At 45.7% G+C, this 13,195-nt stretch carries 11 protein-coding genes; all 11 read left to right on the forward strand.

Annotation, left to right across the window (positions count from 1 at the left end; genetic code table 11):
• The first annotated feature begins 28 nt into the window (after positions 1-28).
• The 11 genes from DXC57_RS14455 (at position 29) to DXC57_RS14505 (ending at position 13,151) form a co-directional block, all read left to right on the forward strand.
• Positions 29-1,006 (forward strand): SIS domain-containing protein, encoded by a 978-nt coding sequence (locus tag DXC57_RS14455; protein ID WP_107001657.1) that lies wholly within the window; start codon positions 29-31, stop codon positions 1,004-1,006.
• A 389-nt stretch (positions 1,007-1,395) separates the two neighbouring features.
• On the forward strand, positions 1,396-1,806 hold the full coding sequence (locus DXC57_RS14460) for a cupin (RefSeq protein ID WP_117794983.1): 411 nt from the start codon (positions 1,396-1,398) through the stop codon (positions 1,804-1,806).
• A gap of 31 nt (positions 1,807-1,837) precedes the next feature.
• Entirely contained in the window at positions 1,838-3,205 is a 1,368-nt protein-coding gene (locus tag DXC57_RS14465) for a sodium:glutamate symporter (RefSeq protein WP_117794985.1), read from the forward strand.
• Positions 3,206-3,313: 108 nt separating this feature from the next.
• Positions 3,314-4,150 (forward strand): sugar phosphate isomerase/epimerase family protein, encoded by an 837-nt coding sequence (locus DXC57_RS14470; protein ID WP_022360182.1) that lies wholly within the window; start codon positions 3,314-3,316, stop codon positions 4,148-4,150.
• Between the two features lie 29 nt (positions 4,151-4,179).
• Positions 4,180-5,016, forward strand: coding sequence for a sugar phosphate isomerase/epimerase family protein (locus DXC57_RS14475; RefSeq protein WP_118653278.1), 837 nt, complete (start codon positions 4,180-4,182; stop codon positions 5,014-5,016).
• Positions 5,017-5,030: 14 nt separating this feature from the next.
• Positions 5,031-5,852: a BtpA/SgcQ family protein gene (locus DXC57_RS14480; RefSeq protein WP_107001653.1), complete on the forward strand. Its 822-nt coding sequence runs from the start codon at positions 5,031-5,033 to the stop codon at positions 5,850-5,852.
• Between the two features lie 3 nt (positions 5,853-5,855).
• A complete protein-coding gene (locus tag DXC57_RS14485; protein WP_118653280.1) occupies positions 5,856-7,382 on the forward strand; it encodes an FGGY-family carbohydrate kinase in 1,527 nt (508 codons plus the stop codon).
• A gap of 256 nt (positions 7,383-7,638) precedes the next feature.
• Complete coding sequence (gene ruvA / locus DXC57_RS14490; RefSeq protein ID WP_022360178.1) at positions 7,639-8,262, forward strand: Holliday junction branch migration protein RuvA; 624 nt, start codon at positions 7,639-7,641, stop codon at positions 8,260-8,262.
• Between the two features lie 158 nt (positions 8,263-8,420).
• Positions 8,421-9,443 (forward strand): Holliday junction branch migration DNA helicase RuvB, encoded by a 1,023-nt coding sequence (gene ruvB, locus DXC57_RS14495; RefSeq protein WP_022360177.1) that lies wholly within the window; start codon positions 8,421-8,423, stop codon positions 9,441-9,443.
• Between the two features lie 89 nt (positions 9,444-9,532).
• On the forward strand, positions 9,533-10,753 hold the full coding sequence (locus DXC57_RS15565; RefSeq protein ID WP_182457336.1) for a cell division protein ZapA: 1,221 nt from the start codon (positions 9,533-9,535) through the stop codon (positions 10,751-10,753).
• Between the two features lie 13 nt (positions 10,754-10,766).
• Positions 10,767-13,151 carry a DUF3656 domain-containing protein gene (locus DXC57_RS14505; protein ID WP_118653282.1) on the forward strand — a complete coding sequence of 795 codons (2,385 nt, stop codon included), beginning with the start codon at positions 10,767-10,769 and terminating at the stop codon, positions 13,149-13,151.
• Positions 13,152-13,195 lie beyond the last annotated feature (44 nt).

Genomic DNA, 13,195 nt, shown 5'->3' on the forward strand with positions numbered 1-13,195 from the left:
TACAAAAAAAGAAAAGGAGATCAGAAAGATGGAAAAATCAGTAAAAGAAATTGTAGCAGAGATCAAAGAAAAGATGGACAAACTGGGTGGATTAAAGCATGTGTATTTTGTAGCTTGCGGCGGATCTAAGGCAGCTATTTTCCCAGGGCTGTACCTTCTTCAGAGTGAGGCAAAAACTTTTAGCGCTACTACATATACCAGCAATGAATTTGTTCATGCAACACCAAAAGAACTGGATGAGCGGTGCGTTGCAGTTATTTGTTCATTAAAGGCAACGCCTGAGACCGTGGAGGCAGTAAAAACAGCCAATGCTGCAGGTGCAGTGACAATCGCTATGACAGGAAATATGCAGACAGGTATGGCAAAAGTTGGACAGTATATTGTGACATATTCAAATGGAGATGATCAGGTATATAGTGATTCTAACCAGGCGAACGCCCTTCGGATTGGTTTTGAGCTGTTAAAACAGTTTGAAAACTGGGAGAATTATGACAAGGCGATGGAAGCATACCGTTACATTGATGAAATTATAGAAGAAGGCAAGAAAAATGTTTTGGCGGATGCAAAAGCCTGGGCAGAAAAATATAAAGATGAACCTGTATTTTACGTGCTGGCATCTGGCTCAAACTATGGAGTTGCATATTCCATGTGCTGCTGTCATTTCATGGAGATGCAGTGGAAGCATGCTGTGTGCCTGCACACGGGTGAGTACTTCCATGGTCCATTTGAAACAACGGATAAGAAGCTTCCGATGATCCTTCTGATGAGTGAGGGAAGAACCCGCGCATTGGATGAACGCTGCTTAAAATTCCTGCGTACTTATGCGGAAAATTATATTGTAATTGATTTTGAAAAATTAAATGGCGGTAAAATCGATAAGAGCGTCGTAGAATTCTTTAATCCGGTTGTTATGATTCCGATTGAGAGATACTATGTTTCCCAGATGGCGGAAGTGCGTGGCCATTCTATGGATGAAAGACGTTATATGTGGAAAGTGGAATACTAAAGATCCTCCAATTAAATATTTTCTTAGACAGACAGCGAGGCCTGACCGTATGGAGCAGACTTCGCTGTTTTGTTCATACGGGCAAGTTAATTTAGAGTGAGCATAGTGTAAGTAAAAAATCAGAATGTTTGGCATCAAAGAATTGCTGAAAAAGATAACAGACAAGTGAAAAAAATTGTGAAAATTGATATGGATGTGTGTGATGAAAAAGAAAACGTAATAAAAATATGATAGGGAGAGAGGCTGACCCCTAAAAAAAATATTTAAAATGACAAATTAGCATTGACAATATAATGATATATGATGTATTATAATGACATGATATGAAGTAATTCGCTTGAAACCTGCAGGAACAAGAAGAATTTGAAAAGAAGGTAGGAGGAAATGTCATGAAAGCAGATGTGTTTGAGTATGAAGGGGAAGGTATTCAGTGTGTATATGACAATAAAAAATGGGTCGTATGTATTAAAAACTGGAAGCCTAATAATGATATTGAGAAGATTCAGTATCTGGAAGTGCATCACGCAACCGATGAGCAGTTTATTCTGGTTCAGGGAAAAGCAGTTCTTTTGGCAGCGTCCCGCGAGAATGATGCATTTAAGATTGATGTAATTCCGATGGAGCCAAATAAAGTTTACAATGTTTTGCAGGGAACATGGTTTAATACGATCACACAGAAGGATACAAAGCTGATATATGTGCAGGATGCGGGGACGACAACAGAAAACAGCGAATACTGTGATATGACAGAAGTGGAATTGAGTATGGTTAGGGAAAAAGCAAAAAAAGCATTGCAGTAGCATCATAAAAAAGAAATGAGGAGGACAAAAGATGGAGTTTAATGCGTATTCCATGTTGGTGGATTTCATGTGGGCAGGTATTTTCCTGTTTGTGGCGAAAATGCTGAGGGAAAAAATCAAGATTCTGCAGAGCCTGTTTGTTCCGGTCAGTCTGCTGGCTGGATTTATCGGGCTTGCGTTAGGACAGAATGGTTTTGGAATTATCAGTTTTTCTTCACAGTTTGGTTCTTATGCAGGTCTGCTGATTATCGCAGTATTTGTATCAATTGGGCTGAGAGGCTTTAATTTTTCAGCTGGTGGCTGGAAAACAAATTTCGATCGGATTGGCAGCTACTACTGCTTCCGCAATATTGGCTGGGCATTTCAGTATGCAATGCCGATTATTTTTGCAATGGTAGTCCTGAAAATGTTTGCTCCTGATTTAAATCCGGCATTTGGAATGTTGATTCCTGCAGGCTTTCAGGGAGGTCATGGTACAGCAGCAGCACTTGGCGCGACACTCGGCACACTTGGATGGGAAGATGCAACGGATCTGGCGATGACAAGTGCAACGGTGGGTATTTTAACCGGTATTTTTGGTGGAATTATTTTGATCAAACTTGGAACAAAAAGAAACTATACTAAGTTTGTAAAAGATTTCAGCCAGCTTCCTAACGATATGCGCACGGGACTCATTGAAGAAGGAAAACGCCCGGTATTAGGCGAAGAAACCGTTTCACCGATGGCAATTGATCCGCTGGCATGGCATCTTCTTCTGATTCTGATTCCAACCGGTATTGGATATCTTTTAACAAATGTAATTCAGGGAGCAACCGGACTTGGCGTTCCGAGTTTCTCTGTCGGCTTCCTGGTAGCAATTGTATTTCATTTTGTATTAAAAGGAATAAAAGCCGATAAATATGTAGATAACCGCATCATTTCCCGTATGGGAAGCTGTGCAACTGATTTCCTTGTATTTTTCGGTGTGGCATCAATTAAGATTCCGGTTGTTATTGAGTACGCAGTTCCGTTTGGTCTGCTGATGTTATTTGGAATTGTCTGGGTTGTATTCCACTTTACAGTGATTGCGCCGAGACTCTTAAAACAGGAGTGGTTTGAGAGAGGTATCTATGTATATGGTTACTCGACCGGTGTAACAGCAATCGGCATGGCACTTTTAAGAATTGTAGATCCGGAGAATAAGAGCTGTACACTGGATGATGCAGCAATTGTAACACCGATTGAGTCAATTATTGAAATTTTTGCATTAGCGGCAGTTCCGGTTGCCTGTGTTCAGGGAAACTGGATTGCAGCTGTAACACCAATTTTGATTTACCTGGCAGCGCTTTGCATTGTCCCGGTTGTCTTCAAATGGTGGCATAAACATCCAGGTAAAGCATGGGATGAAAGTGAGCTTTAGGGAAAGAAAAAAGATATAAATGTAATCTGTAAATAGGCGGGCACTGTGAAATCTGATAGAGTGAAGGTTTTTGCAGTGCCTTTGTGTGTAGAGAGGAGGAACAACTGGATGATAAAGATAAGGCGGGAACAGATTGCAGGAATGAATATGCACTATAAATACAGAACTTTGGATTATTTCTTTAAAACGCAGCAGGCTCTCGGAATAAAAAATATAGAGTTTTGGTGTGCAAGACCGCATTTCCTGCTAGATGATTATGGGTTTGAGGATGCGGCTGAATTAAAAAAGAATGCAGCAGATTATGGATTGACAATCGGAGCTTTTTCACCGGAGTGTACGATTTATAATTATGCACTTTGCTGTCATGACGAGACGGCAAGAAAGCATTCAATCGGATATTTTGAAAATGGAATCCGTGCAGCGGCAGAAGCTGGTGCGAAAGTGATGGTACTCAATTGCTGCGGCGGTGCAAGAAATGAAGATCCGAGACGTATTTTTGAACGTGCGGTTCAAACCTTGCGTCGGCTTTCAAAAACGGCTGCGGAAGAGGGGGTTATTCTTGCAGTGGAAACAGTACGGCCAGAAGACGCAACGGTTATTAATATGCTTCCAGAACTAAAAAAACTTTTGGAGTCGGTTAATGAGCCGCAGATACAGGCTGCCCTGAATTTGACGAGTGCTGGAGTGGCAGGAGAGTCGATGAAAGACTGGTTTGAAGCATTTGGAGACAAAATATACCATATCCGTTTTGTGGATGGACGTCCGCAGGGATGCCTTGCATGGGGAGATGGTTTGAGACCGTTAGAGGATCAATTGATTTGTCTGGATCAGTACAAATATAAAGGATTGCTAAGCCTGGCACTGAATGATGCACGCTACCTGGAGGATCCGGCTGCAGCCGATCGGCAGAATATGCGTGAATTGGAACCGTTTATAATGGATTAATGGAGTAATTGTATGAGGAGGAAGCGAAAATGAAAATAGTTGATTTTGATAAACTTTCGGTATTGAATCTTCATTATTGCCAATATACGTTGGATTATTTCCTGGATTGTATGCAGGAACTGGGAATCAAAAATGTAGAATTGCTGGGAGGACATCAAGGACTTTGGCTGGATCCAAATGAATATCAGGATCCAGAGCCAGTCCGTAAAAAATTACAGGAACACGGTTTGAAGTGTCCGGTATTTACACCACAGAATTGCCGGTTTGGTTACCAATTTGGTGTAAAAGAACCAGAACTGAGAGAAAAAACATTTGGATTTTTTGCAAATGCGATACGTCTGGGGGCTGCGCTGGGGGCAGAGAAGATGGAAGCAAATTCCGGATGGGGTTACTGGGATGAAGCGGAGGAGGATGGATTGAAACGGGCAGCTGAGATGCATCAGAGACTTTGTGAGGTCGCAGAGGAAAATGGCGTGACAATTGTGGCAGAGTCTTTACGGCCGCAGGAATCAAGAATTGGGTATAGTTTGCGGCAAATGAAACAGTTATTTGATTTAGTCGATCATCCGCGCTTTAAAGTTATGATTGATTTGACAGCAATGTCGGTTTCTGGTGAAACGATTCAGCAGTGGTTTGATGTTTTTGGAAAGGAAAACATTGTACATGCACATTTTCAGGATTGTGATCCCTATGGGCATTACATCTGGGGTGAAGGGAAGAGAAACTTAAGAAAAGATTTAGAGGACATGGTAAAAAATGGATATGAGGGATATTTTACGCAGGAACTGACAGCACCGGCGTATTACCTGGATCCATTTCGTTATGACAAAAGAAATGTGCAGAATTTGAGAATGTACATGGAATAGAGGAGAGAAAGAATATGTGGACAGATGAATTATTTCATGTAAAAAAACCGATCATTGCACTGTTGCATTTGCGGGCGCTGCCGGGGGATCCTCTGTATGAAAAAGATGCAACGATGGGAGAGGTAATTAAAAATGCAGCCAGAGAGCTTCAGGCGCTCCAGGAGGGAGGAGTAGATGGAATTTTGATTGCCAATGAATTCAGCCTTCCGTATGAAAAAAAGGTTTCCTACGTAACTGTGGCAGCGATGGGACGGATTGTGGGAGAATTAAAAAAAGAGATAAAAGTTCCATTTGGTGTCAATATTGTTTCTAATCCATTGGCGACGATCGATTTGGCAGCAGCAGTCGAGGCAGATTTTGTAAGAAGTACATTTACGGGTGCCTATATAGGTGAAAATGGAATTACAGATACGAATATTCCAGAAGTCTTGCGTAGAAAAAAAGCACTTGGACTAGATAAAATGAAATTGCTATATAAGGTAAATCCAGAGTCGGATGTATATCTAGCAGAGAGAAGTCTGGAAAAAATAACAAAATCCATGATTTTTCATTGCTTTCCAGATGGTCTGTGTGTTTCTGGAAGTAGTGCTGGTCAGGAAACGGATTCAAGTTTGGTACGCAGGGTCAAGGCAGTTTCTGGATTTGTACCTGTTTTCTGTAATACAGGGTGTACGAAGGAAAATGTGGTTGAAAAACTTAGTGAATGTGATGGCGCCTGTGTAGGGACTGCTTTTAAGAAAGATGGTAAATTTGAGAACTTTGTTGAAAAACAGAGAGTCATGGAGTTTATGGATGTAGTTAAGGCGTATCGCTGTACAATGAAAGAAGGCGTATAGACGTTGCATTATTTTTTAGGAATTGACGTTGGTACATATTCAAGTAAAGGAGTTCTAACAGATGAGTCTGGAAAGGTGGTAAGTCGGGCAGTTACTCATCACGGAATGGAAAATCCAGAACCTGGTTATTATGAGCAGGACGCGGATAAGGTATGGTGGAATGATTTTTGCATTTTGTCAAAAATGCTCTTACAGCAGAGTGGTGTAGAACCAGAAAAAATTGCTTGTGTAGGGGGAAGCACATTGGGAGCAGATTGCCTTCCAGTTGATAAGGACGGGCATCCTTTACGAAAAGCAATTTTATATGGTATTGATGCACGTTGCGTGGAAGAAATGGAGTATCTCTCACGGTATTATGGCACAGAAAAAGTAAAAAAACTATTTGGACGTCCAATTTGCAGTGGAGATGTGTCTGCTAAAATTTTATGGATAAAAAATCATGAACCAGAGGTATATAGACGCACACACAAGTTTTTGACAGGTTCTTCTTATCTAACATTTAAACTAACTGGAAAATATGTAATAGATACATTTTTGGGGATGGCTTCATTTCGTCCGCTGTATTATCCGGATGGGAGTATCCATAAAGAAATGTGTAAACCGATTTGTATGCCGGAGCAGTTGGCAGAAGGAATGCCGGTTACCCATATTTGTGGAACGGTAACAAAGCAGGCAGCTAAGGAGACAGGACTCAAAGAAGGAACGCCAGTTATTACTGGAACTGGAGATTCAGCAGCTGAGGCAATCAGTGTAGGAGTACTTGCACCAGGCGATCTGATGGTACAGTTTGGATCGTCCTTATTTTTCTATTGTTGTGCAGATCGGCTGATTCAGGATGAGCGAGTGCGCGGAAATCCATTTTTAATTCCAGAAACTTATAGTGTAGCAGCAGGAACTAATAATGGAGGCACACTTCAAAAATGGTATTTGGAACAGTTATTTTCTGAATGCTTGGAAAAGGAAAAAACAGCAGGATTGAATGCATATGAAGAAATGATGAAAGGAATTTCTGAGATTGCACCCGGATCGGATGGTTTGATAACTTTACCCTACTTTGCGGGAGAAAGGACACCGCTGAATGATCCAGACGCAAGAGGAATGATTGTGGGACTTTCATTGAGCCATACAAAAAGACATTTGTATCGCTCGGCACTGGAAGGAATTGGGTATTCAGTTGCACAGCATATTGACATATTCCGTGAAAATGGTTTGCCTGTAAAACGGATTGCAGCGGCGGGGGGAGGAACGAAAAACGCAGTTTGGATGCAGATGGTGGCGGATATAGCAGGGGTATCGTTAGAAACACCAAAGGAAGACATAGGGGCAGCTTATGGAGATGCACTGATGGCAGCGATTGGAGTCGGATTCTACCAAGGTTTTTCAGATTTGCGCCAAGTAATCCAAAAGAAATGTATTTATAAGCCGGATTTAGAGAGGCATGAGTTATACAAGCCATTTAGAAAGCTATTTGATGAATTATATAGGTGTAATCAGGAAATATTACATAGTTTATCTAAGCATAACAAGTAAATAAAAGATATGGAAAGGCTTTTTGACTGTAATCATTGATATTACAATTGAAAAGCTTTTTCATTTATAGGTTCCCGATAATGTGTAAAAATGAAATTCAATCAACCGGGCAGAATATATGTTCGAAATTCCGCACTTTCCTTGCAATGAAAACTGTGCTATGGTATACTGAAAAGAAGATTTGGAGGCATTTTAAAGCGTTCTTTTTTTAGTTTGAACCAGATCTTGAACCAGTGAGAAAAGAAAGGAATTTACCGTGATTTCGTATGTAAAAGGCATCCTGGCGGAGAAAGCAAAGGACCGTATCGTGGTCGAGTCCGGCATGATGGGGATCGGGATTTTTGTCCCGATGTCGGTGCTGGAAGTTTTACCGCCGCTCGGGGAAGAGGTAAAGATATATACGCACCTGCAGGTGCGGGAGGATGATATGAGCCTGTACGGCTTTTTAAGCCGTTCGGATCTGGAGATGTTCCGCCAGCTTCTGGGGGTCAACGGCATTGGTCCGAAGGGGGCACTTGGCATCTTGTCGGCGCTGCGTCCGGAGGATCTGCGTCTTGCGGTTATGACTGGGGATGCGAAGGCGATCTCCCGTGCACCGGGCGTTGGGGCAAAGACGGCACAGCGGATCATTCTCGATTTGAAGGATAAAGTACAGGCAGAGGATCTGCTGACACCGCTGTTAGATGGCAGTGCGGCGGTTTCGCCGGCTGCGGGAAACGGGCTTTCAGGCAATGCAGTGAAGGAAGCCGTGGAGGCGCTGGTGGCGCTGGGATATACGAATGCCGAGGCGGTGAAGGCGGTCAAGAGCGCCAATGTGACGGAAGAGATGGATTCCGAGGCGGTATTGAAGGCATCGCTGAAATATCTGGCGTTTTTGTAAAACAACCTATGTGTCGGACATTCGAAATTGCTGGATCATAAAAAATAGTGGTGCTTGTGCGTCAGATGAAAATTTGGAATGTGTGGCAGATATGAGAAAATGGAACTGTCATGGCTTAATTGAATGAGAGAGGAAAACAGGAAAGACAGGAAACAAGTATGAGCAGAAGGACGATTACAACCGAGGTGACGGAGGAGGATAAGCGGATTGAGGGAAGTCTCCGCCCGCAGACCTTAGACGAATATATCGGTCAGGAGCGGATCAAATCGACGTTAAAGGTATTTATCCATGCGGCGAAATCCCGCGGCGAGGCGCTTGACCATGTTCTTTTCTATGGACCGCCGGGACTGGGAAAGACGACACTCAGCGGCATTATCGCCAATGAGATGGGAACCCGTATGAAGGTTACTTCCGGTCCGGCAATCGAGAAACCGGGGGAGATTGCGGCGATTCTCAATGGGCTCCAGGAGGGAGACGTCCTCTTTGTGGATGAGATTCACCGCTTAAACCGCCAGGTGGAAGAGGTGCTTTATCCGGCGATGGAGGACTATGCGATCGATATCATGTTGGGAAAAGATTCGACGGCGCGCTCGATTCGTCTGGATCTGCCGAAATTTACGCTGGTAGGCGCGACGACACGCGCGGGTCTTCTGACGGCGCCGCTGCGCGACCGCTTCGGCATCGTGCAGAAGATGGATTTTTATACGCCTGAAGAGCTGCAGACGATTGTCCTGCGGACAGCGGGAGTTCTGAATGTGGAGATTGATAAGACGGGCGCCTATGAGATTGCGAGACGTTCGAGAGGAACGCCGCGTCTGGCAAACCGTCTGTTAAAACGTGTGAGGGACTTTGCACAGGTCAAGTACAACGGCGTGATTACGAAAGAAGTCGCGGATTTTGCACTGGATATCCTTGATGTGGACAAGCTGGGACTTGATAACAACGACCGTGCGATCTTACATATGATTATCGACAAGTTTTCCGGCGGTCCGGTCGGACTGGAGACGCTGGCGGCAGCGCTGGGCGAGGATGCTGGGACACTGGAAGATGTGTATGAACCGTATCTTCTGATGAACGGTCTGCTCAACCGGACTCCGCGTGGACGGATGGCGACCGAAGCAGCGTATCGGCATCTCGGGTATGCCTGGAATCAAGTAAAAAACGGTATTTCTGAGATTTGATATTTGATTGATTTGAAGGTGGTATTTCTGTGTGGGTGACGTGACAACGTCGAACCATATTTATTAATAGATAGAAAGAAGAGAATGCGATGGCAAAACAGTATATAGATGTATTAATTGATGGAAAAGTGTATAGCCTGGGCGGCAGTGAGACGGAAGGATATGTACAGCAGATTGCCACGTATCTGAATGGGAAGATTTTCCAGCTCAAGGCGCAGCCGGGATTTTTGAAAATGCCGGAAGACTACCAGAGTATTATGACTTATCTGAATCTGGCGGATGATTATTTTAAAGAAAAAGAGAGTGCGAAGGCACTTGCATCCGACAAAGAGAGCATGGAAAAAGAGACATACCGTCTGAAACATGAGATGGTCAGCACCCAGATGAAACTCGAGAGTCTCCGCAATGAGCGCACCGTTAGCGAGGAAGAACTGGAGACGGCAAAGAAGGCGGCAAAAGAGGCAGCTGAGCAGGCGGAAGCTGCTAAAAATGAGGTACAGGCACAGATCGAGCGTGTGAAAAAAGAAGCGCAGGAGCAGATCGAGGCTGTGAAGAAAGCAGCACAGGAACAGGTTGAGTCTGCAAGAAAAGAAGCGCAGGGGCAGATCGAGGCTGTGAAGAAAACAGCACAGGAACAGGTTGAGTCTGCAAGAAAAGAAGCGCAGGAGCAGAGCGAGGCTGTGAAGAAAACAGCACAGGAACAGGTTGATTCTGCAAGAAAAGAAGCGCAGGAGCAGATTGAACGTGCAAAGAGAGAGCTACAGGAGCGCGTGGAATCCGCGGAAAAAGCAGCCCAGGATCGCGCTGCCAGGGCGGAGCAGACAGCCCGGGAGCAGGCAGAAGCTGCAAAGAAAGAGGCATTGGAACAGATTGCGGATGCAAAGAAAGAAGCAAACGATTTCCGTGGAGAAGCAGAGGTTTGGAAACAGGAGGCAGAAGATCAGCATCTGGCGGTCGAGTCATCCCAGAGTGAAATCGCTTCTTTGCAGGACAAGCTGGAGATTCTCAAACAACAGCTTGAAGAAGCAAGACAGGCGGCGACAGCTGTGCAGACGGAAAAATCGCAGCTGGAAGCACGTCTGATGCAGACGGAACAGGAAAAACAAAGTGTAAAAGAGCAGCTGAGCCAGCTGGAGCAGGAAAAACAGACGATAAAGAAAGATCTGGAAGAGAGCCTCCAGGAGGCAGGGGCAGCACGTGAGGAACTGGCGGCTGTCCGTCAGGCACAGGTGGAGGCATATATGAAGCGGAAGCCATTTCCCAAGAGACAGGGAACGGTGGAACTGAAAGATGCAATTCTGCGGTTATAATGGGTGAAATGATATGAAAAAAAAGGTGGAAATTCTGGCACCGGCGGGTTCCTTCGATAGCATGAAAGCGGCGGTGGCAGCGGGGGCGGATGCAGTCTATATGGGCGGCAGCCGTTTCGGAGCCAGGGCATATGCGGAAAATCCGGATGAAACGGGGATGCTGGAAGCGATCAACTACGTGCATCTGCATGGGCGCCAGCTTTATATGACGGTCAATACGCTGGTAAAGGAAGACGAGATGGATGACTTATACGACTATCTGCTTCCGTATTACCAGGCGGGACTGGATGCCGTGATCGTGCAGGACATGGGGGTATTTTCTTATATCCGGGAGCATTTTCCGGATTTGCCGGTTCATGCGAGCACACAGATGACGATTACCGGACCGGAGGGCGCGGCGCTTATGATGAGAATGGGCGCGGTCCGCATCGTTACAGCGCGTGAACTTTCATTGGAAGAGATACGCCGCATTTATCAGGAGACGGGCGTGGAGATAGAGAGCTTTGTTCACGGGGCTCTCTGTTACTGTTATTCGGGACAATGCCTGTTCAGCAGCCTGATCGGCGGCAGAAGCGGCAACCGGGGACGATGCGCTCAGACCTGCCGGCTTCCGTTTGATGTCCTTCGGCGGCTGGATGAGAACAACCCGAATGAAAACAAAAACAAAAAGAAAGAAAATGGCGTGTTAAATCCGGGTGATTCCAAGTATGTGCTCAGTCTCAAGGATCTTTGTACGCTGGATATTTTGCCGGATATTCTGGAAGCAGGCGTTTATTCCTTGAAAATCGAGGGGCGCATGAAGAGTCCGCGCTATACGGCAGGCGTGGTGCGCCTGTACCGGAAATATGTAGATTTATATTTAAAGAATGGCAGAAAAGGTTACCGGGTTGACCCGAAAGACCGGAAGGAGCTGCTGGATCTGTTTGACCGCGGCGGTCAGACGTTAGGCTATTATATCGAGCACAATGGACGCGATATGGTGGTCTGCCATGAGAAACCGGCATTCCGCCAGGAAAACCGGGAACTTTACCAGTATCTGGACAAAACGTATGTGGAAGCAGAGGTGAAAGAACCGGTTCGGGGGTTTGCGCGTGTCTGTGAAGGCGAACCGCTGCAGCTGACGCTTCAATACGAAGATCCGCTGACGGGAGAAAGCCGGATGGCAGGCGGAATCGGAGCAGTTGTCCAGACGGCAGTGAAACAGCCGATGAGCAAGGAACGGATTGAGAAACAGCTCGGAAAAACGGGAAATACGCCGTATTATTTTGAAAATCTGGAAGTGGAGACAGGCGGCAGCCCCTTTGTGCCGGTGCAGGAGTTAAATGAACTCCGCCGCTCTGCGTTTGATCAGCTGACCGAGGAGATACTGCGTCCATACCGCCGGGAGATACCGGAAAATAGGGCGTGCGGGACAGGAAAAGGGTGGCAAAATCCGGAAGAAAAGAATCTGGAAGAAAATAACCAGACAGGTTCGGAATCAGAAAAAACCAGCCCGGCTCAGGACGTTGAACTCACAGCGGGTTTACCTGTACAGAGCCAGAAAATGCTGTTTGAGAATAAAAAAGGGAATAAAACAGCTCTGTACCACATCCACGTTTCGGTCGAACACCCGGCACAGTTAAAAGTGGCGTTATCCGTACCGGAAGTCGGAGCCATCTATCTGGATAGTGCTGAATTTGGCGTCGAACAGTGGAACGAATGGGTATCGCGCTGCCATGAGGCAGACAAGCAGTGCCTTTTGGTAATGCCGCATATTTTCCGCGATCGGGCAAAGGAATATTTTGAAACACATCGTTCCAGGCTGGAATCGGCGGGATTTGACGGTCTTGTCATCCGGGCATGGGAAGAGCTGGAACTGGTGCGCGAGTGGAAGATTTCCATCCCGCTTGTGATGGATTATGGTATTTATACGATGAATCACCGGGCGGAGGATTTTGTGCGGGAGATGGCGCCGGAGCTTTCGATGCGTTTTACCCTTCCGGTCGAGCTCAACAGCCGGGAGTTGGAGGCGCGCGACAGCCGGGAACGGGAACTTCTCGTATATGGTTCGATCCCGGTCATGGTAACCGCCCAGTGCATCCGGAAAACAGTGGAAGGATGCAGTAAATGTCCGGAATATCTGTATCTGCGGGATCGCAAAAAGAAGGTATTTCCGGTAAGGAACCAGTGCCGTTTCTGCTGCAATACGATCTACAATTCCAGCCCCCTGTCGCTTTTGAAGGATAAAAAGCAGATAGACCGCCTGCAGCCGGAGGTGCTGCGTCTGGCATTTACGTCGGAGAGTGCGGCACAGACCGGGGAAGTGCTGGATGCCTACGTGAAGACCTTCCTCCATCAGGAACTGGTGGAGCTGGAGGGCGAATTTACAAGAGGTCATTTTAAGAGGGGCGTAGAGTAGCGTGTGTACCGGGAATCTTCCGGGTACACATGAAAAGGAGGATC

It is taken from the genome of Clostridium sp. TF06-15AC, assembly GCF_003481165.1.
In the GTDB taxonomy this organism is placed as follows: Bacteria; Bacillota; Clostridia; order Lachnospirales; family Lachnospiraceae; genus Otoolea; species Otoolea fessa.

Coding starts and splice junctions, on each gene's coding strand:
- ruvB (WP_022360177.1), top strand. CDS start 8,421: ATGAGCAGAAGGACGATTACAACCGAGGTGACGGAGGAGGATAAGCGG.
- DXC57_RS14460 (WP_117794983.1), top strand. CDS start 1,396: ATGAAAGCAGATGTGTTTGAGTATGAAGGGGAAGGTATTCAGTGTGTA.
- DXC57_RS14480 (WP_107001653.1), top strand. CDS start 5,031: ATGTGGACAGATGAATTATTTCATGTAAAAAAACCGATCATTGCACTG.
- DXC57_RS14475 (WP_118653278.1), top strand. CDS start 4,180: ATGAAAATAGTTGATTTTGATAAACTTTCGGTATTGAATCTTCATTAT.
- DXC57_RS14455 (WP_107001657.1), top strand. CDS start 29: ATGGAAAAATCAGTAAAAGAAATTGTAGCAGAGATCAAAGAAAAGATG.
- DXC57_RS14470 (WP_022360182.1), top strand. CDS start 3,314: ATGATAAAGATAAGGCGGGAACAGATTGCAGGAATGAATATGCACTAT.
- DXC57_RS15565 (WP_182457336.1), top strand. CDS start 9,533: ATGGCAAAACAGTATATAGATGTATTAATTGATGGAAAAGTGTATAGC.
- DXC57_RS14505 (WP_118653282.1), top strand. CDS start 10,767: ATGAAAAAAAAGGTGGAAATTCTGGCACCGGCGGGTTCCTTCGATAGC.
- DXC57_RS14465 (WP_117794985.1), top strand. CDS start 1,838: ATGGAGTTTAATGCGTATTCCATGTTGGTGGATTTCATGTGGGCAGGT.